The organism is Rhodococcus sp. NPDC058521, assembly GCF_042719695.1.
Classification (GTDB): Bacteria; Actinomycetota; Actinomycetes; order Mycobacteriales; family Mycobacteriaceae; genus Rhodococcus_F.
The window spans coordinates 26,678-52,843 of record NZ_JBHXNL010000001.1; the positions used below are offsets into that span (position 1 = coordinate 26,678).

Genomic DNA, 26,166 nt, shown 5'->3' on the forward strand with positions numbered 1-26,166 from the left:
TTCACCCTGCACCGGGATTGTCGGTGCTCGCGAACACCATGCTCTGTGGGGGTTCGGTCAGGTGATGAATCCGAACTTCCCCGTAGCCGGCCTCGGCAAGCCAACGTTGGTACTCCTCACCGCTGTAGGCGTCGCCCCCCGGCGTCCAGGCCAACATCTGCAGTCCGAAGCCGGCGGTGACCTCGTTCCGTTCACGCAGGTAGCTGACAATCACCAGCGCCCCGCCCGGGTGATGAGCCCCCGCAGACGACGGTACAGGTCCCGATTGGCGGCCTCGTCGAACATGTTGGTCACGGTGGAGCACAGGACGAGGTCGAACGGCCCGCCAGGAAGTGCCGTGAACAGGTCAGCCGGGAACAGCTCGATACCGGCCCGGCTCAAGCGCCCGTCACGATCGGCGGCCTCGAGCACGGCGGGCAGATCCTGAAGGACGGCGGACAGGCCACGCCGAGTGAACTCGAGCGCATGCTCTCCGTGCCCGCCGCCCAGGTCGAGAACGCGGCGAGCCTGCGGGAACCGTCGCACGCATTCGTCCACCAGTGTGCCGGTCAGGCGGCGAGCGTTGATGGCGAGGAGATCCGGGCGGGGCCGAGCGGGCTTCGGCGGGCCATCGGTCATCCCGTCGGGAAGAGCCTTGCGGTCACGCAGGCGCGGGCCCAGGAGCGTGGACCAACGGCGGATGGTGGCGGCATGATTGAGCAACACGTCATCGTGCGGCGGCTGCGGAGCGGCCGGACCATGCGTGAAGATCCCGTCGCCGTCGAGGGCGAGAATCTCGTACGAGCACAAATGGGTGAGCAAGGTGCGCAGTGCGCGAGCGTCGAGCGTGCAGCTGTCGGCGAGTTCCTCGCAGGTTCCGGGGAGTTCGTCGAGGACCCCGGCGTGCGCCACCGCCTCGTAGGACAACACCATGCGCCAGTCGGCCAGAGTGTCGGGGGCGGCGAGGAAGGACAGGTCGGGCTCGGTCATCAGCGGTCGGCCTGGGCGCCGCCGGCATGGGCGATGACCATGTCCTCGTCGATTCGCACGTTCGCGGCTCCGGCATCGCGCAACTCACCGGCCAGTTGCTCAGCGGACACGATCCACCACTGGTAGTCGGCAGTGGCACTGGCGATCTCGGTGTCACCATCGAGAGTTCGGTAGCTCATCGTCCAGCGAACAGCGTCTGGGCCAGTGGGCACGGCCCGACCCGTTCCTTCGTACCGCAATCGCCCCACCGTGGTGCCGAACGGTGGCCACGAAGGCACCTCGACCGCGGTGTCGGGCGGTTGCACGTTGAACACCACCGGCGCACCCGGCGCGAGTCGAGGCATCAGATCGGAGAACAACACGCGTCTTTGATCTGGTGAGAGATGACCGATCATGTGCATGCCCACGACCGCGGCAATCGTTGACGGCAGCGGTAGCTCGGCAGCACCGACCGGAAGCACTGTGAACCGTGCACTGTCCGGACGGGAGGACACCCGTGCGAGGAGCACCGCCCGTAATGCCGCTGACGGCTCGGCAGCGAGAATCGGGGCTGGGGACAGTGTGTCGAGGAGGACATCGGTACTCAGACCGGTGCCTGGTCCGAATTCGACAACCGTTCCTGCCGTGGGATCCACGTCGGTGAGGGTGTCGGCGAGGCGCCCAGACAGTTGCTCCCACATCGGGATGCTGAGCAGGTGCAGATACTCTGCCGATTCCCAGTATTCCGAGTTGCCGTTGATGGTCATGCGAACTCCGCGAGTGTCAGTGAGGGGCGGTGATTGCGCAGGACGGGCAGATCTCCGACGAACCACAGCAAGGGGTTTCCCCAGAGTCCCCGGCCGCGAGGGAGCACCACATCGTGGACGGCACTGATCGAGGGGATGCGATCGGGAATCTTTGCGATAGCGGACACCGTCAGCGAGAAAGGCATCGGCGGCATTCGATACCGATCCGTTGTATCGAGTCCTGAGATGGACTTGTTGCTCAACCATTGTGGGATCGAGTCGAAGATGATTCGGCCCCCAGGGAACCGTTCGGACATATCGGTGAGAAGTGACCACACCTCGTCGGGTTCGAGGTACATGAACAGTCCCTCTGCGGTGATGAACACGCCGTCACCTTCGGAAACTCCGTCCATCCAGCGACGGTCGGTTGCGGACATTGCGTACTCGGTGACCTGTGCTTCGCGCGGAAGTAGCTTTCTGCGTGCCTCGATCACGGGAGGTAGGTCGACGCTCACCCAGGCGAGATCGGGATTGTCGATACGCCAGAAGCCGGTCTGTAATCCCTCGCCGAGGTTGACGATCGTGGCGCGTGGATGGGTGGTCAGATAGTCACGGATAGCGTTGTCGACTGCGAGCGCACGGAGTGGGTGAGACTGGCTGGCCTTCCCGAACTTCTCGTAGTCGTAGTCGATGGACTTGTACAGCGCGATCGCCCACGGGTCTTCGAGTACCGCGTCCTCGCGTAAGGCTTCTTCGGCGCGGTTGCGCAGCGTCCACAGCGTGGTTGCCGACACCCCGTCCAGCGTGTTGCCGTCGATTCGTTCGGTCACGGCGTCCCTCCTGTTCTCACCCTAGTTTCGGTCCTCCAACGAGCGCAGCTCGACGACTCGTTCGCACAACCTGTCCACCACGGCGCGGCTGTGGGTGATGACCACCAACGCCAGCCGATGACGCTGCCGGATGTCATCGAGCATGGAAAGAATCTTTTCTTCGGTGACCGCATCGAGTGCGCTCGTCACCTCGTCGCACAGCAGTACCTGGGGCTGCCCGGCCAATGCCCGTGCCAGCGCGACTCGTTGACGCTGCCCTCCCGATAGCGCAGACGGGCGTCGCTGCGCCATCGTCGGGTCCAGGCCCACCTGGGTCAGTAGCCGTGCGACCTCGCCGCCTCGGTCACGTCGGCCCGGCAGCGCCCGGGTGATCGAGGTGCGTATCGACAGGGCGGGATTCAACGAGGTGTCCGGGTCTTGGGGAACCAACGCAATCGGATGAGCGGTGTTTTCTCGGTTGGCTTTCGCAGGAGGATTACCGTTGAACCCGATGGAGCCGGTCAGCGCAGGATGCAGCCCCACGATCGCTCTCACCAGAGTCGACTTCCCGACACCGGACCGGCCGATCAACCCGACCGACTCACCTGCACACAACTGCAGATCTACAGGGGCGAACAGGGGAGTGCGCGACGTTCCCGGCCCCACCGTGACCCCCGACAACTTCAGTTTCGGGCCGGTATCGACGGAAAGTGGTACGTGCGCCGGCCGCTGGTCTCGTACCGCGGACTCCGAGCGCACTATTTCGATCAGCGCATCGGATCGCGGCCGTGACAACACGGCTTTCGTGGGACCTGCTTCGACGACCCTGCCGCGATCGAGAATCGAGGCGGTATCGGTCAGCTCCCGTGCCGTATCGAGGTCGTGCGTAATGAGCACCAGAGACAGCTCGAACCGTGCCCGCGCTTCGTGGAGTTCGTTGATCACCTGAGTGAGGGTCAGCGGATCGAGCCCAGCAGTCGGCTCGTCGACAATGAGCAGTTTCGGTCGACTCATCAACGCGCGGGCAAGCGCGACGCGACGCCGCTGCCCACCGGAGAGTTGGTGGGGAAAACGGCTGCGAAACGTTGGGTCAGCGGGTAGATGCACCGACTCGAGCACCCGAACCGGATCTGCGTCCGCCGCCTTCGACTCGTCGAGCAGTTGCGCCACAGTCATGGTCGGCGTCAGGGACGAACCGGGATCCTGGCCCACGTAGACGGCGCTTCTCCTGAGTGTGCGCAGTTCGGCGGGCGAGACATCGAACGGTGACACGCCATCGATATCGACAGTTCCCCTCACGCGTGTCAGGCCGCGTCGAAGATGGCCGACCAATGCCAGGGCAGCGGTGGTTTTTCCTCCCCCGGACGATCCGATCACAGCATGGGCGGCATTGGGCGAAACCGTCAGTGAGAACCCGTCGAGGACCAGATCGCCTTGTCGATTTCGGACGGTGAGGTTGTCGACGGTCACCAGATTGCCCTCACGCGAGTGGGTGTACCGATCCCCGGTGCCCGGCTGTTCGTCATCGGTCACTGTCGGCGCTCCAGGTACATATCGGCCAGAAGGTTGGCAGGGATCGTGACGGCGGCGATCATGATTGCTGGCGCGGCCACCGCCCACACGTTCAAACTCAGTCCCGCACTGTTGTGCTGGACCATAGCCGCCCAGTTGGGGTCGTCACCGAGCGCGCTGGCACCCAGGAAGCTTGCGGTGGCTACGAGATAGACCGCTCCGACGAATCGCAAGCCGATGTCCGAGACGATCGGGACGATCAGGTTGGGCAGAATTTCGGTGACGACGATTCTCGTCGTGGAGTCGCCCCGCGCTCGTGCGGCCTCGACGAAGCCGGCCGACACCAGCGGTGCTGCCAGCGACTGAAAGTAGCGGCTGACGAACGGCAAACTGATCGTCAGTACGAGCAAGATCATGCCCAACGGATTGGTTCCCGACGCCGTGAGAACGATGAGCAGGCTGACCGCCGGTGGAACCACCAGGATCACGTCCAGGACATACCGCGGCACCTGCCGCAGTCGGGGGGCTTGCGCCAACCAGACACCTATCAGCGCTCCACAGGCCTCCGCGAGAACCACCGCAACGATGGGAATGACGACGAGAGCCCAGCCGCCTGCGAGTAGCCGCGCCACCACATCGCGCCCGAGGTAGTCCGCTCCCAACAGTGGATGATCGGCGGCGCTCGCATACGGGGACGTCACGGTGCGGGTGGCCGGGGACGACACCAGGTGTTCGGCCAGCAGAGGTCCCAGAATCGCGATCGCGAGTGCAGTCGTCAATATCAGACCGGCACAGATTGCTGTGCCGCGCCGTAGCAGGGTCATACCTGGGCCCTCCCCACCGCGCGCCGGTCGAAGTAGTGCGAACACACGTCGGCGGCAACGTATCCCAGCACCGTGAGGGTCGACAGCAGCATCACAATGGTGAGTACCGTTGCTTCGTCGCGGGCGGCGACGCGGTCCACGAGCAGACTGCCCACACCCGGGTAGCCGAATACGCGCTCGACGACGACCGCGCCGCCCAACACATAGGGCAAGAATTGGGCGCTCACCTGTGCGATCGGCCCCCAGGCGGATGGCAGAACGTGACGCCACACGATGAGACGAGGGTGGATCCCGGCGAGGACGGCCGCTTCGACATGCGGTTGCTCATAGGCAACCCGAACGGCTGCTCGCACGAGCCGAGCCATCGCACCTGCGGCGTAGATGCCCAGCGACACCGCGGGCAGCACCAGTATCGACGGGTCGGTGAGCACGGTACCGCCGACCGGGACAAGTGACACCGACGGAAACCAGTTCAACTGCTTGGCGAAGATGACGATCACGAGCGTCGCGAGCACGAACTCAGGACTGCATAATGCAAGCAGGGCTGCCGTGCTCACGACGCGATCGGGTCTACTCCCGGGACGTACTCCCGCCCAGATTCCGGCCCCGGTGCCCAGCGTCAGCACGATCAGGCCTGCAGCGGCACCGAGTACCAGGCTGGCCGTCAGTGGTTCGCCGAGGAGTTCCGACACCGGTTGTCCGGTGGGAAGCGAAGTGCCGAACGATCCGTCGACGACCCCGTGCCACCAGGAGAGGTAGCGTTGCCATGCCGGTTCCGTGAGACCGAATTCCGACTGCAACTGCTGCACCCGCTCTGGCGAGGCGAGACCGGCGGCCTGGGTCGCTGCATCCCCCGGTAATGCGGCGACACCGAAGAAGACCACCGCGCTCACGCCGAACAGGAGCAGTGCTCCGAGCAGTAGTCGTCCGAGTACGAATCGAGCGAGCGTTGCTCCGCTCAATTGAAGGTAGCGGTTGCCAGCAGGGGTAGTCCCTGTGAGATGTCCTTCAACTGAACCCCTTTGGCGGCACCATCGATCGACTTCTGGTATCCCCAGATCGCTTCGGCGCCGTTCTCGTACAGTTCGCGCTGGGCTGCATCGTAGAACTCTTGTCGTTTGACTTCATCCGTTTCCGCCTGCGCGGACTGCAGCGCCGACTCCAGAGCGGGTGAGGTGAACCCGGAGAAATTCCACGATGAGGTGGCCCCGGCCATGAATGGCAACGATGCGGCCACCGGACGGTTGACGTAGTACGAGGTCAGGAAGGGTGTACTCAGCAGTGTGGGGATGTCCGCGTAGAAGGTTGTCGGGTCCACCTGGTCGATGGTCAGGTTGACACCGATCTCGGAGAGCTGTTGTTTGACGAGTTCGGCCGCGCTGTTCATTCCGGGAATGATCTCCGATGACTTCAGCGTGAGCTCGGTCATGCCCTTGTCTGCGAATACTTTTCGGGCATAGTCCTTGTCGCGTTGGCGTTGGGTGATCGCGTTGTCGTACCCGGGCAACCCGAGCCCGATCAAGTCGTTGCCCACTTCACCCTGCCCGCCGAAGACGATATCGACCAACTGTCGACGGTCGATGGCAGCGGTCATCGCGCGTCGTAGCTCAGCATCGTCGAATGGCGCTGTTCGGGTGTTCATCACCAGAGTGAGCGCCGATGCCGATCCGCCACCATTCGTGATGACCTGCACGGAGTCGTTCTCGCTCAGTGTTTGCGCGTCGGTGGAGCTCAAACCGAGGGCGAGGTCGACCTGGCCACCGGTCAATGCATTGCGGCGGGCAGTGGTGTCGGGAACAGTTCGGACCTCCACTCGGGTGAGCGACGGCTTCGGTCCGTAGTAGTGCTCGGACGGTACCAAGACGTAGCCGGTGGAGGCGGTCCCGGATTCGAGTCGGTACGCGCCGGACCCGACCTGGGGATTCGACTCTCCCTTCGGCATCACCGGGCTCATCAAGGCTAGAGTCGCCAGGACGAAGTCTGCTCGTGGCCGACGAAGGACGAGAATTGTGGTGGCCGGATCGACGGCCCGGCTCTTCTCGGTGTCCAGGTCGGACCAGAACTGGGCAGCATTGGGGGACTTGGCGATTGCCAAGATGCTCGCGAGAGCGTCGTCCGATGTGATCGGCGAACCGTCGGAGAACTTCAGGCCATCCTCGAGTCGGATCGTCCATTCGGTGGCATCGCTGTTCGGTTCGATCGACTCTGCCAGCTGGTACCTGACCTCGTCGCCGACCAACAGCGCGAGGCTGTCCCAGATGTTGTATGCCGCAAGATAAACCGAGGGGCTGGTTGCGGTGGTGAGGTTGAGTTCGTCCGTGGGGTTGCCGAAGGCTGCGATCCGCAGCGTCGAGCTGCCACGCGAGGTGTCCGACTCGGTGGAGCAAGCGGCGGTGGTCCCGATCGCTGCACTGACTGCACCGAAGACGATCGAGGCACGAAGGAAGTCACGTCTGTCCACTGCTGCTCTCCTGTGAGACGCTATTGACAATGATGGTCGATAACAATGGTCGCTAACGTAGCACTTCGCATGCGCCGCGTCAGTACGCACGGCGTTCTGGCGCCTTGTGGGAGGGGCTCGTTCCCTCGGTGATTGCGTTACGCTAACGAGAATCGTTTTCAGCGCGGTGCTCGTTCGGCAGCCAACGTCGACGCGCGCAGCCGCGCGTCCGTACCGAATCGAGGCATCCACTATGAGCCCTCAGGCAAAGGCGGAACAGGCAGAGCGTCCCTCCGTCGATCTGTTTCGGCCAGTCCGCGGACGGATCGCTTCGATCGTCATTCTCAGTCTGATCGGCGCGCTGGCCAGCGTTGTCCCCTTCATCGCCATCGTCGAGCTGGCGCGAACGTTGTGGCCGGCCATCTCCGGCGACCCGGTCGATTCCGGTCGTGCGTGGGCAACCGTCGCCGTTGCGGCCGGGTCCTCGATCGTCGGGTTCGCCGCCGCGTTTTCCTCGGGCTTGGTCAGCCACCTGGTCGACAACGACCTCCAGTTGGATCTGCGTCGACGGATCGTGAACCACCTGCGCACGTTGCCGTTGGGTTGGTTCGATTCTCGGTCCTCGGGATCGGTGAAGAAGGTCGCCGAAAACGATGTGTCCGCACTGCACCAATTGGTGGCTCACGCGATTCAAGACGTGATCATGGCGGTCACGATCCCAGTGGTCGCACTGATCTACCTGTTCACGGTCGAGTGGCGAATGGCACTGGTGTGCATCGTGCCGATCGTGGTGGCGATGGCCCTGTACCCGATCATGATGAGCGGCGGCGCAGAGAAGTACGCCGAGTACGACGCGTCCGTGGCGCGATTGAACGCGGCGACCATCGAGTACGTGCACGGGATCGCCGTGGTGAAGGCATTCGGGCAGAGCGGGCGCAGTCATGGACGCTACCGAGACGAAACTCGACGGTTCGTCGGCTTCTACAAGGGCTGGATGCGCGAGACAGCCGTAGTGTCGAGCCTGATGGAGTTGGTGACCTCACCTGGGGTGATCCTGGTCTATCTGTGCTGCGCCGGAGCCGCACTCGTGAACGCGGACATGGTGGCCCCGCGCGATGTGCTGGCGGCGTTCCTGCTCGGACTCGGACTGACTGCACCACTACTTCAGTTGGGTTTCAGCGGGCAGTTCCTGCGTGACGCCACCAAAGCGCGCGAGTCGCTGACCGAGTTCCTCGCTGAGCCACCGATTCCACAGGCGACGGATCCGACCGAACCCGATGGACACGAGGTTCTCCTGAAGGATGTCTCGTTCAGCTACGACGGGGAACATCACGTGCTGCACGAAATTGCTGCGGCCTGCACACCCGGGACCGTCACCGCGCTGGTCGGACCGTCCGGATCAGGAAAGTCGACGCTGGCCCGCCTGGTTCCTCGGTTCTACGACGTCACCGACGGCTCGGTGTCCATCGGAGGTGCCGATGTGCGCGAGATGGCGGCGCAGCGGTTGTACGCAGAGGTCGGCTTCGTCTTCCAGGACTCGTACCTGTTGCGCACCACCGTGCGAGACAACATCGTCCTCACCCGCCCAGGGGCCTCCGAAGAGCAGATCGAGAGCGCGGCCCGCGCCGCGCAAATCCACGACCGCATCCTGCGGCTGCCTCGCGGTTACGACTCTGTGATCGGCGAGGACGCCCACCTGTCCGGCGGTGAAGGTCAGCGATTGACGATCGCGCGGGCGTTGCTGACCGACGCACCGATCCTCGTGCTGGACGAGGCCACCGCCTTCGCCGACCCGGACTCCGAAGCGGCAATCCAGACCGCGTTGTCCGCGCTGGCTCAGGACCGGACGCTGCTCGTGATCGCGCACCGGTTGCACACCATCACCGGAGTCGAGCAGATCCTCGTTCTCGACGACGGACGCATCATCGAACGCGGCTCGCACGCGCAACTTGTCGAAGCCGGTGGGCAGTACCAGTCGATGTGGCAGCGCTACCAGGCCTCCCGAACCGCAACCACCCCGCAAGGAGTGCACTCATGATCGGAAAGTTGCTCGCGTTGAGCGACCCGGCCGGGCGTCGACAGCTCCGAATGCTGCTGGTGTGCATCGTGGTCGGCGCCATTTTGCAGGGTGCGGCGTTCGTGGCTCTGGTCCCGTTTCTCACCGACCTCTTCGACGGTGACAACAACGTCGACATGACCTGGTTGATCGTGCTCGTCGTACTCGGGGTGCTCTACGCCGTCGCGTTCTGGGCCGGCAGCCGCCTCGGTCAGACGGCGGCCAACCAGGTCGTCGAAGTCCTGTTGAACCGACTCGGCGACCGGCTCGTCGAGCTTCCGCTCGGCTGGTTCGCCGCCGACCGATCCGGCGACGCAGCCGATATCGCGACGCGCGGAATCGTGTTCGCATCGTGCGCGCCGTACGCGATTCTGCGCCCAATCCTCACCGGGTTGATCACGCCGGCCACGGTGTTGGTCGGGACGATCTTCATCGACTGGCGGATCGCGATCACCATGGCGGCGGCAGTGCCGGTGATCTGGATCGTCTATCTCTGGCTGGGCCGACGGATCGCCCTCGCCGACAAGGAAAACGTGGCCGCGGTCGGTGTTGCCGCCAGCCGGATCATCGAGTTCTCGCGGGTGCAGCCGGCGCTGCGTGCCGCCGGAGAGAATTCCATCGCCCGGAATCTGGTCGACCAGGCGCTGCGGGGTCAACATGCGGCCAACCGCCGGGCCAATATTGCAGGTGGTGCGGCCATCGGGCTCTTCGGTGGCGTTGTCCAGCTGGCCGTGGTGGCGGTAATCGTGGTGGGCACGTTTCTGGCGTTGGACAACAGCCTGGCCGTTCCCAGTCTGGTGGCGTTGCTCGTTCTTGCGGTTCGGTTTGCCGAACCGATCATCCACTCGGGCGCACTCGGCGGCGGCATCAGCATCGCAACCAATACGCTCGATCGCATTCAGGAGCTGGTGGACGAGCCGACCTTGACGGAACCGGCAGCACCGGTTGCCCCGGCGGACTGGAGTATCCGTTTCGATCACGTCACCTTCGGCTATGGCGGCGATGCCGTTCTGCGCGACCTGACCTTCGAGGCGCCTACCGGAGCCATGACGGCGATCGTTGGCCCGTCCGGTTCGGGCAAGACCACCATCACCAGGCTCATCGCCCGGTTCTACGACCCTGAGCAAGGCACGGTCACCATCGGAGGGGCCTCGCTGCCACAACTCGGGAGCGAGCAGATCACCCGCGCTGTGGCCCCGGTCTTTCAGGACGTCTACCTCTTCGACGGCACCGTCCTGGAGAACGTTTGGCTCGGCAACCCCGAGGCGAGCCGGGACGAGGCGATCGGTGCCGGTGAGCGTGCCCGCGTCGACGAGATCGTGCAACGGTTGCCCGGCGGCTGGGATGCACGGGTCGGTGAGGGCGGAACCAGCCTTTCCGGCGGAGAGCGGCAACGGGTTTCGATCGCGCGGGCACTTCTCAAGGACGCGCCCATCGTGGTGCTCGACGAGGCGACCGCGGCGTTGGACATCGGCAACGAGCAGGCGATCGCGCAGGCGTTCGACGTCATTCGGCGTGACCGCACGCTTGTCGTCATCGCTCATCGGCTGTCCACCATCGCCTCCGCGGACAAGATCATCATGCTCGATCCCCACGGGAGCATCGCTGAACAAGGCACCCACGATCAGTTGCTCGCATCCGGCGGCGATTACGCCCGGTACTGGTCCGAGCGAGTCGACGCCACCGGTTGGCACCTGGCTCACGCCAGCAGTATCCCCTGATATCTGCGAGCGATGTCCTGTCCCAACGGAGCTGGAGGCGGTGCGATACTGGAATCCGCCGCAACACGTGTGCTACCTATTCGTGCGGGGATTCACCGGTGACGACATGATCCGCGTGGTTCATGCCTTCGAGAACCAGTCGGGTGAGGTGTCCGTCGCGGATGCGGTAAACGACTCGACGGCCTTCTTTGCGGGCGTCGACGAGACCGGTCAACCGCAGCTTGGCCAGATGCTGACTGACCGCGGTGCGAGATGCCTCGCATGCCGTGGTCAGGGCAGTGACGTCCGCCTCGCTTTGAGTGAGTAGCCAGAGGATGTGCAGCCGTGTGGGGTCGGCGAGCATCCGGAACGTGGACGTCGCAGCGTCGAGCCGTTGCTGATCTGGTGCGGTCGGGTGTGTCAGACTCGCAAAGTTTCGCGGTGTCTCGGTGACCGGCTTCATTGCTCACACCCCTTCGAGAAGCACCGCCTCGGTGCTCGGCTTGGTCCCGACAGGCCAGACCCGCACGGCAACCAGTGCTGCGAGTGTAGCGAGAATCGCGAGCACGACAGCTGCGGCCGCTTGTCCTTCAGTCGCTCCGACCCAGCCCGCGACAAGATAGGTGAAGAAGAAGCACGCGTGAGAGAGCGAGAACTGAGCGGTGAACACAGCGTTTCGATCACTCGCCGTGGACTCGTATCGCAACAGTTGCGCCGACGGGGTGTTGATCAGCGACGTACCCGCGCCCAGCGTCAGCCAGATCACGGCGAGCATCGCCCATCCCATTCCAGGGGCGGGGTCTGTCAGCAACAGCCCGACCGTGGCGGCGAGGCCGACTGGAACGACAACGCAGCCGGTGAGCATCACCCGCCGGTCCGCGATCCGGTCGAGTATCCGTGGCAGGGTCAACGCGACGAACATAGAGCCTCCGCCGTAGATGCTGAGGGCAACGGCAACCTCGGCGTTCGACCCGTCGAGGAGATCACGGACATAGACGATGGTGTTGACAAGCACCAACCCGGTTGCGGCTGCCACCACCAGATTCATCGCTAACAGCCCCCGCAGGACCGGCCGTGCGAACATAACCCGCGCACCAAGCGTGATTCGGTGCAGCAAGGGAACAGACGGATCCCGTGTAACCGTTTTCGGCAGGAGAGTCACCACGACCAGCGACGCCGAGAGTGCGAACCCGACGACGGTACCGAGGAACAGGTAGTTGTAGGTCATCACAGTCAACAGTGCCGCCGCCAGGATCGGACTCAGCAATGACTCGAGGTCGTAGGCCACCCTCGATAGCGACAGCCCGCGCGTGTAGTCCCGTTCCTCGGTCAGCACCGAGGGAATCACCGACTGAAACGCCGGAGTGAAGGTAGCCGACGCTGATTGCAACACGAAGATGAGTACGTAGATCTGCCACGGTTGATCCACGAGTGGCAGCAACGCTGCGACTACCGCGCGCACCACGTCTGCACCGACCAGGAGTAGCCGTTGAGGCAGTCGATCTGTCACCGCCGCAGCTACCGGGGCCACCACTACGTAGGCGACCATCTTGATTGCCAACGCCACCCCCAACACGGCACCTGCGTCGGCCCCCGCCAAGTCGTACGCCAGCAGGCCCAGAGCCACCGTCAGCAAACCGGTGCCGATCAGCGTGACGACCTGCGCGGTGAACAAACGACGGAACGTGTGGTTCCGCAAGATCTCGAACACCAGCGGACCTCCTGAACTATCGGACGATCTGCGCGATATACGACATGATGTGCGCACATGTGATCCTATAGACAGGTTCGAACCGGTGCGACCCTTGCGTGGCCGAATTTAAGTATCTTATTGTATAAGGATGCGTGAAGGTAAGCAGATGTGCACATTCAACGAGGACAGTCAGTACGCGGACTTTGCAGCGGAGGTGTTCGCCCTACTGTCGGACCCAACCAGGGTGAGAATCATCCTCGCCCTTCGTATGGGTGAGCGGCCGGTGGGGGAGTTGGCCGAGCAGGTTGGGAAGTCGCCGACGGTCGTCTCGCAGCATCTGGCGAAACTGCGGTGGGGCAAGATTGTCCGCGCCCGCCACGAGGGCACCAGGGTGTTCTACAGCCTGGTCGACGACCGCGCTCGCCAGCTCGTCACGCACGCGGTGTTTCAAGCCGAGCATGTCGTCGACGGTGTGCCGGAGCACCGCCTCGGCGCCGACGGGTTGCCGGTCAGCGTCGAGGACAGTCGCGACTCGTGAGCGTGACCAGCAATGTCGGAGTCACCCCAACCCGACCATCCGGTGGGGCGAGTCTGGCGTCTCGGATCGACCGCGGCGAACTGACCCGCGCGGCATTCGTTGCAACCTGCGCCGGTGCGGTCGCGGTGGGATGGGCCTGGTCCTGGCAGTCGATTCCGGTCATCGCGGTGGTCGGCTTGGTGGTCGGCTGCTGGCCGATCCTGGCAGCGGCATTGGCAGACATACGGCGCCGGCGGATGAGTATGGAGACGTCCATGCTCATCGCGATCGTTGCTGCCGCTGCGATCGGTGAGTGGATCACCGCGTTGGTGATCACCGCCTTCGTATTGGCCGCAGAGATCCTCGAAGACCTTTCGATGGACCGCGGCCGCGATGCGTTGACCGATCTGATGACGTTCCTGCCCGAGGCGGTGCAGGTCCGCGACCGCGGGGACGTGATCACGGTACCGCTGGCGCAGGTCACACCGGGGCGAGTAGTCGTTGTGGGTCCGGGTGGGCGCATCCCGGTGGACGGCATCGTGCTCGTCGGTGAGTCCACAGTGGATCAGTCACTGGTCACCGGTGAACCTCTACCGGTGGAGATCACCATCGGCTCGGGAGTGTTCGCCGGAGCGATCAACCAGGTCGGTGCCGTCGAGATCCGCGCTGAGAGGGTCGGTATCGACTCTTCCTACGGTCGCATTGTCGAAGCGGTGCGCCAGGCTCAAGCCTCCGAGCCGCCGGCGCAGCGGTTGGCGGACCGACTCGCTGCCTGGCTGGTCTACCTCGCCTTGGTCGGCGCCGCGGTTACCTACGTCGTCACCCACGATCTGACCGCGACCATCGCCGTGGTCGTCGTCGCTGGAGCCTGCGGAATTGCCGCGGGCACCCCGCTGGCTGTGCTGGCCGCGATCGCGCGGATCGCCCGCAACGGCGCGTTCGTCAAGGACGGTGCACACCTCGAAGCGCTCTCCGTCGTGGACACGGTGGTATTCGACAAGACCGGCACCCTCACCACCGGTACCGCTACCGTCGTGGGCATCCGCACCGCGGAAGGAACGGCCCCCGTCGAGCTACTCGCGCTCGCCTCCGCCGCCGAGTGCTACTCGGAGCATCCGCTCGGACAGGCCATTGTCGCGTACGCGCGGGGGCTCGGCGTTCCGATCGAGTCGCCGAAGAAATTCGCCTATCAGCCCGGTCGCGGCGTGACCGCCGAGGTCTTCGGAAGAATTGTTGCCGCAGGCAATCTCGCGCTGGTGCCGGACGCCCCCGCTGAACTCGACGGACAAGGTATCGCCACTGCCGTTCACATCGGCGTCGACGGCGAGTACGCGGGCACGTTCCTGCTGGCCGACACCCCACGCGATTCCGCCAAGGCGGCTGTCGCCGAGCTGCGCCGGCGCGGGCTGCGTACGTTGGTGATCACCGGAGATACCACGCTCACTGCCCGCACGATCGCCGCCGAACTGGGGATCGACGACATCCGTGCAGGCCTGCTTCCGGAAGAGAAGCTCGCCGCGATCGATGCAGAACGCGCTGCCGGGCACACTCTCGCGATGGTCGGTGACGGCGTCAACGACGCTCCGGCGCTGGCCCGCGCCGATGTCGGTATCGCCATGGGGAGCGGCACGGCCATAGCTCGCGAGAGTGGCGACATCATCCTTGTCAGCTCAGACCTCGGCGACCTCGTCCGCACTGTCCATACTGCTCGTCGAGCACGCCGGATCGTGATGTTCAACTTCGGCGGCACCGTCGCTGTCGACCTCATCGGCATGGTCTTGGCAGCACTCGGCTTCCTCAGCCCAGTCCTTGCCGCCCTCATCCACGTCGGCTCCGAATCCGCGTTCATCCTCAACTCTGCTCGACTCGTCCCCGGGCGTCATACCCGTCACTGACCACCCCAGAACCTCACTGTTAGGTGGCAACCCGGCTGCCAAGTCGCGCCGACTCGGCATTCCGAGGCTGGACGCTACGCCAGCACGCGCGCCAAGGCACGCCAGCGCCGTTGACGGTAGCGGAACATCAGGTGGATGAAGAGCCAGGTGGGGTAGCCCGCGACACCGTCTTCGAACTCGATCTCGTCGGTATAGGTGCAGCTGTGCTCGTCGATCGGAGTGAAGGTCAGATGGTGGTTCCAGGTGTGAACGGGACCGCCCCACTCGTTGGTGTAGATCTCGGTGGGCTCGAGTCGGATCAGTTTCAGGTGATGCTTCCAGGCGGGAATGATTCCGAACCACCAGATGCGCGCGGAGCCTTCGGTTCCCGGCTCCACGTGTTCGGGCAACGTCAGATGGGGCACCCGAATGATCGGCCAGACAACGTATTTGAATAGTTCGGGCTTCTGTGCAAGGGCACACGCGGTTGTTGCCGGTATGGACAGCTTGGTGGTTAGGATTACCTTAGTCATGTGTTGATCTTGGCGGAATCGATCGGCTTGCGCAAGCAGCTAGAGGCTGATGACCTGGTCTGGCATGCTTCCCGATAACGCCGCGTACAGATCGGGGAAGTCGCCGACCTGTACGCCGGCTACGGTGTCGAGCGCGTTGCACTCGCCGGGTTCGGTACGGCCGGTGCCGTCGGGTTCGCACCAGCGGGGTTCGCCGGTGGTCAGGCCGCGCTCGATGGAGGAAATATCGCACATCATCGGCAGCATCCCGCTCTGTTCGGCCTGCTTGGCGAGGCGTTCACCGATCGGGTCGCCGATGCGCGGCGCATGGACGTTGTCGTCGAAGAAGAACATCCCGAGCACCTCGACGCCGTGCGTGCCCGCCTCGAGCAGTGGGAGAATCACCCGTCTCTACTTGCAAGCGTTGGGGTCTCGGTGATCGAGGCGGTGTCCACTCATGGTCCAGCGACCCCAGACCGCTGCTTACAACACCGATGGCCTCACGGCATCGGCCAACGTGACGAGTGCTACGTGGTCTCGGGTTTCGCAGTGCCACGTTGATCACTCGACACGTGTGGCCGAGCGAACGGCGTAGGTCAGCGCCCGCCGTCAGGTCAGTGCTCGTCGTAGTGGCCGTCGTGCGCAGCGTGGCGGTGTCCGTCGTGTACGTAGTCGATGTGGTCACCGTGCGGAACGGCGACGTGACCGCAACCTTCGCCGTGTTGGTGCTCGTGGTTCTCGTGGGAGGCGTGCCCGGTAGGTTCGCATTCGTCGAAATGACCATCGTGGGCGCGGTGCAGGTGTCCGTCGTGCGCGTAGTCGGTGTGGTCGCCGTGCGGGACCGCGACATGGCCGCAGCCCTCGCCATGGACATGGGTGTGGTCGGGATGTTGAACGTGAGCCGAGGTGGTCACAATTACCTCCTGGTAGACGGAATCATCGCATTCGTACATAGCTACATTACTATATGTCGAGCGGTTGTGAGTCGGTGTCACGATCCCGTTTCATGAACCTTGCGTGCACGACGTCGGTACTGTCGGCCGACAGCTCTGTGGTTATCGGCGTAGTCGCGCCCCCGCAGCGACCATCCAATCCAAGTCGGCGTTCCGAATCCGGACGCCGCCCGTGCAGGGGATCACTAGGACCTCGCTGGCAGCGGCGGTCAGTCGGCGCAGCATCGTTGCCGCCTGCTCTGTCGCGCTCTCATCGGAAAGCCCGGGCAATCGCACTGTGGCAGCGCCATCACTGAGAATCACCACGCGAAGATCGGTCGTGTTGGGTTGCCGTGTCACGTCCAGGGCGAGTTGGAATGCCGATGCCAGGGGTGTGCCGCCCCCGGCAGGCAGATCGCGGATGACTCGATGAGCATTGCGAATTCCGCGTGATGGCCGCAAAGCGACGCTCGCTTCGGAGCCGCGCGCAACGACGACCGCAACCCGGGCGCGGTCGCGGTAGGCGCCTTCCAGTGCCGCTGTGGCGTGTGCTGCGGCGGTGCGGATTCCCATCTCGCCCATCGAGTCGGAGCGATCGACGACGACGACCGTCAGCGAATCACCGGGAGCAACACGCTGAACGCCCCTCAGGTCGGAGGGTTCGATCCTGCTGTGGCCCTGTCTGATTGCCTCGACCATCGACGGATGGATCGCGATCCGATCACCAGCCCGGTCGATCGGTACGACGCGTCGGACACGACCGCGTGAGAAAGATGTCTGTGGCAAGCCCCGTCTCGCAATCGGCCGGACGCTTTCCCGGAGACGACCTTGCGCATTCGCCTCCCACTGGGGTGTGTCCCCGTCCGCCGGGTCGTCGACGGTGATGCGTGCCGTCTCGTCTGCATCATCGGGTTCGAAATCACCTTCGGCGGCGTTGGGTGTGCTCGAGCCGTCGAGGCGAGTAACGCCTTCGCCTTCGTTAGTGGAGTCTGTACCGGCGGAATCCCCGCCCCCGCCCCCACCGTCATCGTCGTGATTCGTGGAGACCTCGTCCGGTTCTGCCGACGACGTACCCGTGCGCCCGACCAGCCTCGGTCGAATCACATACTCGACGACAGCGCTGAGCGCATCGAGGCCCGATGCCGCGGCAGAATGCGCGAAACGGGTAGCGCCGATGTCGAGAAGATGATCGTCGATCCCGTTGCGTGACAACGCTGTGACAACGCCTTCTGTAAGATCGCGCTGTCTGCGGTCGATGCGTACAGGAATATCGACAGGCCGCACTCCGGCGAACACGACAACCGTCAGTCGGCGCGCAAGAACCTCGGGTACATCCGACGGATCACCCGCGGAGGCGAGGATGCGATCGTGGCGTAATGCGGCCGCGACGTCCGATGCAATCGTGTCGGCGGACGGAATCAGAAGCGCGCCGCGGCGGCAACGCTCGAGCAGCGACGGCCGATCCCGTCCGTTCACACCCACCTGCCGGGACGTCACCGTGTCGACGTGGTGCGCAGTGCTCAACGTCGGTGCGTTCGGCACACGACGGCTCAAGGCCAGCCACAATTGCTCTCTGGCCCATGCGTCGCCCGCCAGAAGTAGCCCGAACTCGCCTCCCGCGCACCATGCTTCACAGACCGCCCAGCTACGTGCGCTGATCAGCTCCGAAGCATGCCGTTCCCACAGCTGCGTCACGCAGCGGACCAGTGCTGTCCCAGAGTCGACACGATTCGATTCCTGACGCGTGCCGTCAATCGTGGTTGCGGTTCGAACGGTTCGCGGGGGATGCGATGACGCAGCGCGGCAACCGCACTCCGGCCGAGGTCGCGATCGGTCGTGACCCGCGCGCCGCGCAGCGCAGCAGTTGCGCGTGCCGCACGAACCAGTGTGATCTCGGCTCGGTGACCGACAGCACCCAGCTCGGAGCACAGTTCGACCGCGCGCGTGACCGTACGGTCGTCGACCTCCACTTCCTCCAATCGGTCACGGGCCGATGCAATCGTTGTTGCCATCTGCTGTTGTGAGTCGGCGAACCCTGCACAGAAGTCGACCGGATCCGCATCGAACTGCATACGGCGGCGGACGATTTCGACGCGCGTGGAAACGTCGGTCACCGTCCGAACGTGGGTGGACAAGCCGAAGCGATCCTCCAACTGCGGCCGCAATTCGCCTTCCTCCGGGTTGCCCGATCCGATCAAGACGAATCGCGCAGAGTGTTGGTGACTCAGACCGTCCCGTTCGACATGGTTCACTCCGCTCGCGGCGACGTCCAGGAGTAGATCGATGATGTAGTCGTCGAGCAAGTTCACTTCGTCGATGTAGAGGTATCCGCCGTCTGCCGCAGCGAGAAGACCCGCCTTGAACTCCGCGCGACCGGTGGCCAGGGCTGTCTCGACGTCGATCGCCCCCAACAGCCGGTCCTCGGACACTCCCAATGGAAGGTCGACAACTGGTGCGATCACGCCAGCCTCCGACAGCAGATCGGACATGCCACGCACGGTGGTCGATTTGGCGGTGCCGCGGTCGCCGAACGCGAGTACTCCGGAGATGCCCGGGTCGATCGCGGTGAGCAGCAGCGCATGCTTGAGTTCGTCCTGGCCGAGCACAGCGGTGAACGGAAAGGTCTTCGCGGGTGCGTCGGGTAGCGAGGGCGCGGACGTGGCTTCTACGTTCACGCGCACCGCGCGGGGCGAATCGGGGAGAATCACGCCGTCATACTACTGGAAACGATTGTCACTAGCGATGTGCGTCATCTATGGAACCAACTGCTGCTGCGTTGTCGTCACGCAGCAGGTGACCCCTTCGTTCGACGCAGCAGCGGCAGCATGAGGATCCCCGCGAGGGCCGTGAGGGCGACCAACGCCGCCGCACAACCCGGCCAGCCGCCCACCGCAAAACCCGCTCCTGCGGCCCACGCGCCGGCGAAGGTCCCCACCGACTGCCCGGTGCCCGCCAACGCGAGAGCCCGTCCGCGAAGTCCGCCCGCCCGCCGGACGATGAGCGTGGTGGCACACCCCGCAATCAGTGCGTGCCCCGCCGCCAAGAGAGCGGTGCCCGTGATCATCGCGGGAAGCGGCACCGAGCAGAACACGAGGACGACACTGAAGAGTGCCGCCGCGAATCCAGCGACGAACAGCCTTCCTGCCGAGGTTCCGCGGGCGAGTCGTCGCCCGGTCCACCAGTTGGCCGCGAAGAACGAGATCCCAGAGACAGTCCAGACGAGCGTGAACACCGTGCCAGTCAGGGAATGCCGCTCGGCGTATACGGCGGCAACCACTGCGAGCGCGCCCATGAACGCAGCCGTGCGCAGCGCCGAGATGCCTACGAGAGCGAGCAGGTCCCCTCGGCGGAGGAGTCCCGACCAGCCGAGGCCCTCGGCTCTGTGCGCGGTCTCGTCGATCTTCGGGTTCTTCTCTGCAAGGTGTATCGACGGACGGTAGCGCGCGACACCCAGGGCTGCGAGCAGCGCGAGCACGGCGGTGAGCGCCATGATCAGATGCCAACTGCCCAGCAACGAGATGCCACCGAGGATCGGCCCGGCGAGAGCGGCGGTGAGCGTTGTGGTGGCCGTGACCATCGTCGCCGCACGACCTTGCTCTGCCGAGACAGAGAACCGGCTCGCCGCCTCGGCCTGCAGAGCAGGGTTCAGTACTGCGGTCGCTGCGCCGGTCGTCAGGCAAAAGGCGACGATCGTGGGGACGCCCGAGATCAGGAGGAGTCCCGCGCCCAGGGCGAGCAGGAGGAGAGCTGTCGCGGCGGCAAGACTCTGACGCAACCGGTCCGCAACCGATACGTAGAGTGCGCCCACGAACACGGCCGAGAGGCCGCCCAACCCCCGCAACGAACCGACGGCCACCGGATCCCGGTCCGTCCCGCTCGCGATGTCGACCAGGAACGTCGAGAAGACGGTGAACGGGACCAAGCCGAGGGCGGCAGCCAACATGATCGGCCAGATCCGCCGGGCGATCGCCCCGTCGCCGAGGACCGTCGCGGTATCGCCCACGCGGTCGCTTCCGCCCGCCGCCTTCGCCGGAACCCCGCCTGGCCCGCTCAGCGGTTCTCCGCGAGCCACGCGGCGAACTTCTCCGCACCATCGACGTTCCGGGGGCCGGAGATGCACTCGTTGTAATCGATGACGTAGATCCGGTCGTTCTTGATCGCGGGGACGTCGCGCAACGCAGGATTTGCCTTCAGATCCTGAATCTTCTGCTCCGCTGGTTTGTCTCGGTAGTTCATCACCATGATGACTTCGGGGTTCTTTGCTACGACGGACTCCCAGCCCACTGTCGTATAGCGCTCGTCGAGATCGTGGAAGATGTTCGTGCCGCCCGCGGCGTCGATGATCTCGTCGGCCGGGACCTGGTTGCCGACGGTGCTGGCTTGATCGGTGCCCGAGTCGTAGAGAAACACCGATGGGCGAGGTGCGTCGCTGGGCACGGAGCTACGGACCGCGTCCATGCGCTTGTTCATGTCCGCGACAACTTCGCTGGCTTTGTCCTCGACGCCGTAGATCTGCCCCAGACGTTCCATGTCGGTGTAAAGCGCCTCGAACGGACGCTGCTTCTCGGGAAATCCCGGGTAGTTGTAGCACGTCTCGGTGTGCATGAAGCTCTGCACACCGAGACTGTCGAGGATTTCCGGGGTGATCCCACGCTTCTCGCTGAAGCCCGAGTTCCAGCCCGCCACGACCATGTCTGCCTTCTCCTGGATGACGACCTCCTTGTTCAGCAGGGCATCGGAGAGCAGCGGCTTCTTCGCGTAGTGGTCGGCGTACGGAGAGGTCGACGGATCGGGGTTGGTCGGCGTCATCACATACCCGAGCATTTGGTCGTCCAGTCCGAGGGCAAACATCTTGTCGGCACTGCCTGCCTCGTAGGCGATGGTCCGCTGCGGATCGTGGTAGGTGACCATTTCGCCGCAGCGGCGGACCTCGACACTGCGCTCTTCGCTCGCGCTATTTTCGTCGATCTCGGCGCCGCAGCCGGCGACAGTCAGCAGGCAGGCCGCGAGTGCGATGGGGATGGCGCTGCGGGACCGGCGAGAACGTGCGGGTGTGGCGGTCATGAACTCTCCTCGGAGGTAATGGGGTGGGAATGGCTGGGGTGTGTGTCGAGAGTGAACAAGACCTGGGGATCGCCGGTGAGCGGATGCGGGACAACCACGGTTGGCACGCCGAACACATCAAGCAGGTTCTGCGTGGTCATCACCTCGCCCGGGGTGCCGCTCGCGCAGATGACTCCGTCCTGCATGAAGTGAATTCGATCGCACACGGCTGCGGCCAGGTTCAGGTCGTGCAGGACCACCAACACGCTGATTTCGAGGTCGCGCAGCATCGCGAGCAATTCCACCTGGTGCGCAATGTCGAGATGGTTCGTGGGTTCGTCGAGGACCAGCAGCTCGGGCTCTTGCACGAGCGCACGGGCGATGAGCACGCGCTGGCGCTCTCCCCCGGACAGCCCGAGGATCCCGCGATCACGAAGGTGGGAGATCCCCAGCCGAGCGAGGGCGTGATCACACAGGCGCTGCTCCCGGGTCGAGAGCCGCCCGTCCCCGGAATGCGGGACACGTCCGAGGGCCACGATTTCGCCAACGGTGAAATCGAAATCTGTGTCGGACTGCTGGGACAGTGCGGCGACTCGCCGCGCGGCCATTCGCGGGGGGAGTGCACGCAGGTCCTGCTCGTCGAGAAGAAGGTGGCCGGCCCTTGGCTTCAGTGCCCGGTAGACGGTCCTGAGTACGGTCGACTTTCCGCACCCGTTCGGGCCCATGAGCCCGATCACGGTGCCCGGCGGTACCTCGAGATCGAGGCCGCGAATGATCGTAGCGCCGCCGAGTTGCACCTCGAGACCCTCGATGCGCAGGCGGGCGCTCGCGTGACTGGCGGCGAGATTGGTTGCGACGGTCATCGCGCGCCCAGCACGCGTCCGCGGCGACGCAACAGCACGATGAACACGGGCACTCCGATGAGCGCTGTGATCGCGGAGATCGGCAGCTCGCGCGGCGCGACGAGAGTGCGGGCGAGGACATCGGCCCACACCATGAACAAGGCGCCGACGAAAGGGGATACGAGCAGCACCCGGCGATGGGAGGCCCCGACGATCATGCGCACCGCATGGGGGACGACGAGGCCGACGAAACCGATTGCCCCGCAGACGGCGGTCACCGCTGCGGTGGCAAGCGACACGACGACGAAGAAAATCGATCGGGTGCGATCGGCCTGAACGCCGAGCCCGGCGGCCGCCTCGTCCCCCAAGGAAAGCACGTCCAACGCACTCGCGCGCCGCACGAAGTACATCACCGACACGACGACGAGGACGGCGACCGGAAGGAGTAGCTCCCAGCGGGCGGCGCCGAAGGACCCCATCGACCAGAAAAGGATGGTCGCCGTCGACTCGGTATCCGGCACGAGGTAGATGAGAACGCTCATGACCGCCTGGAACCCGGCAGCGAGTACGACACCTGTCAGCACCAGCCGCACCGGGCTGACGCCGTCGTCGCGGCGACGCGCTGTGACCCAGACGAGGGTGGTTGCGACGAGGGCACCCACGAAGGCGCCCAGCACAGTGAGGGAGGCGCCGAGGCCCGAAGCGAGGGACCCGAGACTGAGGGACGCGAACCCCCCGCGGACGATTGTCACCGACACTGCGCCGACCGAGGCTCCGGACGAGACCCCGAGCAGGAAAGGGTCTGCCAGGACGTTGCGAACCATCGCCTGAATCACGGCGCCGGCCGCCCCCAACCCTGCCCCGACGAGCGCTGCGAGCAGGACCCGAGGTGCGCGGATGTTCCACACGATCTGATAGGCGGAGACCTCTTGGCGCTCGATGCTGTCGCCGAAGACCGCGGCTCCGAGGTAGCGCAGGGTGTCGCCCACCGGAATGGAGGTGCCTCCGATCGCGCAGGCGAGGACGGCGGAGACGAGCAGGGTCAGGCCGAGGAGCAGGCACAGGCCCTGGATCGCGAGAGGACGCTCGACCCAGCGACGTGCCGACGCATCGGTATCGCGACGAGGCAGTGCGCTCTCGTCCGACCGACCCACGGGCGTTCGGACGCTGTCCGGAGCAGCTGTGGAGGCAGGCGGGGAATGCACCCTGAAACATTAGGGGTTATTGGTAACGGTTTGCAATACGCCTCGGAAAAGGTTGCTGCTGGCCGTCGGCGTCCACTATGCCGGCAACCGATCCCGGGCCGAAGCGACGGCCAGGGGCGTCACCGTCAACGCCGTCGCGCCAGGTCCGACTGCGAGACCTCTGTTCCTGGACGGCAAACCCCAGGAGGCCGTCGACACCCTCGCCGCGATGAGCCCGCTGGAGCGACTCGGCCGGCCCGAGGACATCGCCGAGACCGTCGCCCACCTCGCCGGCCCGGCCCGGTGGATCAACGGCCAGGTTCTCTACGTCAACGGCGGTGTCGCCTGACGGATGAGTCGGCGCTATTGCAGGGGCTGCAGTCGCAATTCGCGATCGGCCGCAGCGGCGAGGAGCTCGTCGTCATGGCTGATCAGGACGACGACCGCGCCCGCCTCGGCGATGCTGCGCATGACGTGCGTGATCGTTTCGAGGTGGCGGCCGTCGACGCCCGAGCTGGGTTCGTCGAACACCACGATCCGGCGGCCGCTGAGCCGCGCAGCGGCAACCACGAGGCGCTGCTGTTGTCCGCCGGACAGGGACAATGGATGGCGATCGCCGAGCCCGCCCAGTCCGAGCTCACTCAGCAGGCTCGATGCCGTGATGTCCGTCGTCAGGCATGCACCGAGCCCCAGCTCGGCGTCGACGCTGTCGGTGAAGAGCTGTCGCTGCACGTCTTGCATGACCAGCGCCGACTCCTCCAGTCTGCGGGCGCGCGAGAGTCGAGTGCCGTCGAGGAGTACCTGACCGTCGTGCCTTTGCAGTCCGACGAGAATTCGGGCCAGCGTGCTCTTACCGACACCGTTCGGGCCGGTGATCGCGGTGATCGACTCCGCAGGCAGAACCGCCTCGGCGATCTCCAGGACACGGCGCCGGCGAAAGCTGCATCGAACATCCCGAAGTATCACGCCCGCGGGCCTGGAGTCCGGTACGGGGGAAGCGGATTCGATGCTCGCGCCGCGAGCATGCGCCGGGCGCGCCCGCTCGCGATTCGGCGTAGTGATACTGCGAAGTCCCTCCGCCCGGAGCACGCTTTCCGGGAGGCTGGTGAACTGTTCACCGGTCCACTCGGTCGCGATCCGGCCATCTCGAAGCACGAGGACACGGTCGGCGATGCCACGCAGGAAATGCAAGCGGTGCTCGGCGATCACGATCGTCGCACCCTCGGAGCGGAGCCGGCGCACCGTCGCTGCGAAGCTCTCGATGGCGGCGGCCGAGAGATTCGACGTAGGTTCGTCGAATAGCAGGACCGGCGGTCGATGGGTGCTGGCAGCGGCACCGGCGACCAACTGTTGTTGCCCGCCGGAGAGGTCGCGCAGGCGCCGCCCGGTCAATTCGTCCAGGCCGTATTCGTCGACAACTGCGCCGACACGCTCACGAATTCGGGCAGGTTGGTGCCCGAAGTTCTCGAGTGCGAACGCCAGTTCGGTCTCGACGCCGTCGGTGAAGAACTGACGGCGCGGGTGTTGCAACACGGTGCCGGTTACGCGTCCGATTTCATCGAGGGGTAGCTCGGCGACCGAACGCCCGTCGACGCGCACCCCGCCGTCGAGTGTGCCGTGATGAAAGTGCGGGACGAGGCCGTTCATCAGTCGCAGCGCGGTGCTCTTTCCCGAACCGCTGGGCCCGCACAGGACGACCGTCTCGCCCTCTCGAATGTGCAGATCGAGTCGGTCGAGTGTGGCGGACTCGGCGCCGGCGTAACTCCACCGAACGTCGTCGATCCGGATCATCGTGTCACCCGCCAGCCCCACGTGGCGGCGACGAGCACGACCACCAGTAGGCCCGCCACGACGTCGGCTCGGCCGAAACGCGGCGGATGCATCGTTGTCGGAGTGGTGTGAGATCCGAGCCCCCGTAGGAGTGCAGCAGCCGAAAGATCCTCCGCCACACGCAGAGTCGACGCTATCAGCGGGACAGTGAAGTATTCCACACTCCGGATGGGGTGGCGCAGCATCCCGAGTCGCCCACCCAAACCTCGTAAGCGCATCGCGTCGTACACCGCGCGGGCCTCCGTGACGATCGTAGGTATGAATCGCAACATCACAGCGGTGGTGACGGTGAGCGCCCGAGGGATACGGGCAACGCGCAGGGCGGCCGTCAACGCAGTCGGCGACGTGGTGCTCACCAGGTGGGCGGCGACGCCCCAGAGCGCGATCAACCTCAGCAGGTACGCGCCCACCGTGCCCAGCACTCCGACCGCCGGATGGACGACGGCATGCGGCAGAACGTATGCAATTCCAACTGCGACGGCAGCCGCAAGCGGAACGCCGACCGCTCGGGTCCAAGCGTGTTCGGTGCATGCGAGCAGGACACCCAAGCACAGCGCAGCAGGGACGAACGTCCCGCCGCCAGGCGCCATGATGACGATGCTCGTGGCCACGACCAGCAGAATCTTGGTGCGCGGATCGAGCTCCACTTCTGCACCACCACGCCGCTCGGTCTCGTCGAACGTGACGGTCATGGGTGGTATCGG

26 protein-coding genes are annotated in these 26,166 nt (G+C 64.9%); 5 read left to right on the plus strand and 21 right to left on the minus strand.

What is annotated here, in order from left to right:
• Position 1: 1 nt before the first annotated feature.
• The 8 genes from ACFWO3_RS00075 to ACFWO3_RS00110 are packed head-to-tail and all read right to left on the minus strand — an operon-like array spanning position 2 to position 7,300.
• On the minus strand, positions 2-214 hold the full coding sequence (locus ACFWO3_RS00075) for a hypothetical protein (protein ID WP_378572437.1): 213 nt from the start codon (positions 212-214) through the stop codon (positions 2-4).
• A complete protein-coding gene (locus tag ACFWO3_RS00080; RefSeq protein WP_378572440.1) occupies positions 211-969 on the minus strand; it encodes a class I SAM-dependent methyltransferase in 759 nt (252 codons plus the stop codon). The genes ACFWO3_RS00075 and ACFWO3_RS00080 overlap by 4 nt, the downstream gene beginning before the upstream one ends.
• Positions 969-1,715 carry a hypothetical protein gene (locus ACFWO3_RS00085; protein WP_378572442.1) on the minus strand — a complete coding sequence of 249 codons (747 nt, stop codon included), beginning with the start codon at positions 1,713-1,715 and terminating at the stop codon, positions 969-971. The genes ACFWO3_RS00080 and ACFWO3_RS00085 overlap by 1 nt, the downstream gene beginning before the upstream one ends.
• A complete protein-coding gene (locus tag ACFWO3_RS00090) occupies positions 1,712-2,524 on the minus strand; it encodes a class I SAM-dependent methyltransferase (protein WP_378572446.1) in 813 nt (270 codons plus the stop codon). Before ACFWO3_RS00090 ends, ACFWO3_RS00085 begins: the two co-directional genes overlap by 4 nt.
• 21 nt (positions 2,525-2,545) lie before the next feature.
• Positions 2,546-4,036 carry an ABC transporter ATP-binding protein gene (locus tag ACFWO3_RS00095; RefSeq protein ID WP_378572448.1) on the minus strand — a complete coding sequence of 497 codons (1,491 nt, stop codon included), beginning with the start codon at positions 4,034-4,036 and terminating at the stop codon, positions 2,546-2,548.
• The gene (locus tag ACFWO3_RS00100) at positions 4,033-4,839 is read right to left on the minus strand and encodes an ABC transporter permease (RefSeq protein ID WP_378572451.1); all 807 of its coding nucleotides are present in this window, start codon (positions 4,837-4,839) and stop codon (positions 4,033-4,035) included. The genes ACFWO3_RS00095 and ACFWO3_RS00100 overlap by 4 nt, the downstream gene beginning before the upstream one ends.
• Positions 4,836-5,801 carry an ABC transporter permease gene (locus ACFWO3_RS00105; RefSeq protein ID WP_378572453.1) on the minus strand — a complete coding sequence of 322 codons (966 nt, stop codon included), beginning with the start codon at positions 5,799-5,801 and terminating at the stop codon, positions 4,836-4,838. Before ACFWO3_RS00105 ends, ACFWO3_RS00100 begins: the two co-directional genes overlap by 4 nt.
• Positions 5,798-7,300 (minus strand): ABC transporter substrate-binding protein, encoded by a 1,503-nt coding sequence (locus ACFWO3_RS00110; protein WP_378572455.1) that lies wholly within the window; start codon positions 7,298-7,300, stop codon positions 5,798-5,800. The genes ACFWO3_RS00105 and ACFWO3_RS00110 overlap by 4 nt, the downstream gene beginning before the upstream one ends.
• Positions 7,301-7,532: 232 nt before the next feature.
• Between ACFWO3_RS00110 and ACFWO3_RS00115 the strand changes: the two genes are divergently transcribed.
• Positions 7,533-9,317: an ABC transporter ATP-binding protein gene (locus ACFWO3_RS00115; protein ID WP_378572457.1), complete on the plus strand. Its 1,785-nt coding sequence runs from the start codon at positions 7,533-7,535 to the stop codon at positions 9,315-9,317.
• Complete coding sequence (locus ACFWO3_RS00120) at positions 9,314-11,056, plus strand: ABC transporter ATP-binding protein (protein WP_378572459.1); 1,743 nt, start codon at positions 9,314-9,316, stop codon at positions 11,054-11,056. Before ACFWO3_RS00115 ends, ACFWO3_RS00120 begins: the two co-directional genes overlap by 4 nt.
• Before the next feature lie 76 nt (positions 11,057-11,132).
• Here ACFWO3_RS00120 and ACFWO3_RS00125 read toward each other — a convergent pair whose 3' ends face one another.
• Positions 11,133-11,498 (minus strand): ArsR/SmtB family transcription factor, encoded by a 366-nt coding sequence (locus ACFWO3_RS00125; RefSeq protein WP_378572461.1) that lies wholly within the window; start codon positions 11,496-11,498, stop codon positions 11,133-11,135.
• A 3-nt stretch (positions 11,499-11,501) separates the two neighbouring features.
• On the minus strand, positions 11,502-12,746 hold the full coding sequence (locus ACFWO3_RS00130) for an MFS transporter (protein ID WP_378572463.1): 1,245 nt from the start codon (positions 12,744-12,746) through the stop codon (positions 11,502-11,504).
• Positions 12,747-12,876: 130 nt separating this feature from the next.
• On the opposite strand from ACFWO3_RS00130, the gene ACFWO3_RS00135 reads away from it, so the two are divergent.
• Together ACFWO3_RS00135 and ACFWO3_RS00140 are read left to right on the plus strand one after the other, a co-directional pair.
• On the plus strand, positions 12,877-13,266 hold the full coding sequence (locus tag ACFWO3_RS00135; protein ID WP_378572465.1) for an ArsR/SmtB family transcription factor: 390 nt from the start codon (positions 12,877-12,879) through the stop codon (positions 13,264-13,266).
• Positions 13,263-15,140, plus strand: a complete 1,878-nt coding sequence (locus ACFWO3_RS00140) for a heavy metal translocating P-type ATPase (protein WP_378572467.1) — start codon at positions 13,263-13,265, stop codon at positions 15,138-15,140. The genes ACFWO3_RS00135 and ACFWO3_RS00140 overlap by 4 nt, the downstream gene beginning before the upstream one ends.
• A gap of 74 nt (positions 15,141-15,214) precedes the next feature.
• On the opposite strand, the gene ACFWO3_RS00145 is transcribed toward ACFWO3_RS00140, so the two are convergent.
• The 9 genes from ACFWO3_RS00145 to ACFWO3_RS00185 all read right to left on the minus strand — a co-directional run bounded on the left by ACFWO3_RS00145 (position 15,215) and on the right by ACFWO3_RS00185 (position 23,653).
• Positions 15,215-15,652: a hypothetical protein gene (locus ACFWO3_RS00145; RefSeq protein ID WP_378572469.1), complete on the minus strand. Its 438-nt coding sequence runs from the start codon at positions 15,650-15,652 to the stop codon at positions 15,215-15,217.
• A 39-nt stretch (positions 15,653-15,691) separates the two neighbouring features.
• Positions 15,692-15,985, minus strand: a complete 294-nt coding sequence (locus ACFWO3_RS00150) for a hypothetical protein (protein WP_378572471.1) — start codon at positions 15,983-15,985, stop codon at positions 15,692-15,694.
• Between the two features lie 260 nt (positions 15,986-16,245).
• Positions 16,246-16,584, minus strand: a complete 339-nt coding sequence (locus ACFWO3_RS00155) for a hypothetical protein (protein ID WP_378572473.1) — start codon at positions 16,582-16,584, stop codon at positions 16,246-16,248.
• 102 nt (positions 16,585-16,686) lie between these two features.
• Positions 16,687-18,258 carry a VWA domain-containing protein gene (locus ACFWO3_RS00160; RefSeq protein WP_378572475.1) on the minus strand — a complete coding sequence of 524 codons (1,572 nt, stop codon included), beginning with the start codon at positions 18,256-18,258 and terminating at the stop codon, positions 16,687-16,689.
• Complete coding sequence (locus ACFWO3_RS00165) at positions 18,255-19,271, minus strand: ATP-binding protein (protein ID WP_378572477.1); 1,017 nt, start codon at positions 19,269-19,271, stop codon at positions 18,255-18,257. The genes ACFWO3_RS00160 and ACFWO3_RS00165 overlap by 4 nt, the downstream gene beginning before the upstream one ends.
• Before the next feature lie 74 nt (positions 19,272-19,345).
• The gene (locus ACFWO3_RS00170; RefSeq protein ID WP_378572479.1) at positions 19,346-20,635 is read right to left on the minus strand and encodes an MFS transporter; all 1,290 of its coding nucleotides are present in this window, start codon (positions 20,633-20,635) and stop codon (positions 19,346-19,348) included.
• Positions 20,614-21,627, minus strand: a complete 1,014-nt coding sequence (locus ACFWO3_RS00175; RefSeq protein ID WP_378572481.1) for an ABC transporter substrate-binding protein — start codon at positions 21,625-21,627, stop codon at positions 20,614-20,616. The genes ACFWO3_RS00170 and ACFWO3_RS00175 overlap by 22 nt, the downstream gene beginning before the upstream one ends.
• A complete protein-coding gene (locus tag ACFWO3_RS00180) occupies positions 21,624-22,469 on the minus strand; it encodes an ABC transporter ATP-binding protein (protein ID WP_378572483.1) in 846 nt (281 codons plus the stop codon). Before ACFWO3_RS00180 ends, ACFWO3_RS00175 begins: the two co-directional genes overlap by 4 nt.
• The gene (locus ACFWO3_RS00185) at positions 22,466-23,653 is read right to left on the minus strand and encodes a FecCD family ABC transporter permease (protein ID WP_378572485.1); all 1,188 of its coding nucleotides are present in this window, start codon (positions 23,651-23,653) and stop codon (positions 22,466-22,468) included. The genes ACFWO3_RS00180 and ACFWO3_RS00185 overlap by 4 nt, the downstream gene beginning before the upstream one ends.
• 52 nt (positions 23,654-23,705) lie before the next feature.
• Between ACFWO3_RS00185 and ACFWO3_RS00190 the strand changes: the two genes are divergently transcribed.
• Entirely contained in the window at positions 23,706-23,981 is a 276-nt protein-coding gene (locus tag ACFWO3_RS00190; protein ID WP_378572487.1) for an SDR family oxidoreductase, read from the plus strand.
• Positions 23,982-23,995: 14 nt separating this feature from the next.
• On the opposite strand, the gene ACFWO3_RS00195 is transcribed toward ACFWO3_RS00190, so the two are convergent.
• A complete protein-coding gene (locus ACFWO3_RS00195) occupies positions 23,996-25,423 on the minus strand; it encodes an ABC transporter ATP-binding protein (protein ID WP_378572489.1) in 1,428 nt (475 codons plus the stop codon).
• The gene (locus ACFWO3_RS00200) at positions 25,420-26,154 is read right to left on the minus strand and encodes an energy-coupling factor transporter transmembrane component T (RefSeq protein ID WP_378572492.1); all 735 of its coding nucleotides are present in this window, start codon (positions 26,152-26,154) and stop codon (positions 25,420-25,422) included. Before ACFWO3_RS00200 ends, ACFWO3_RS00195 begins: the two co-directional genes overlap by 4 nt.
• Positions 26,155-26,166: the final 12 nt, after the last annotated feature.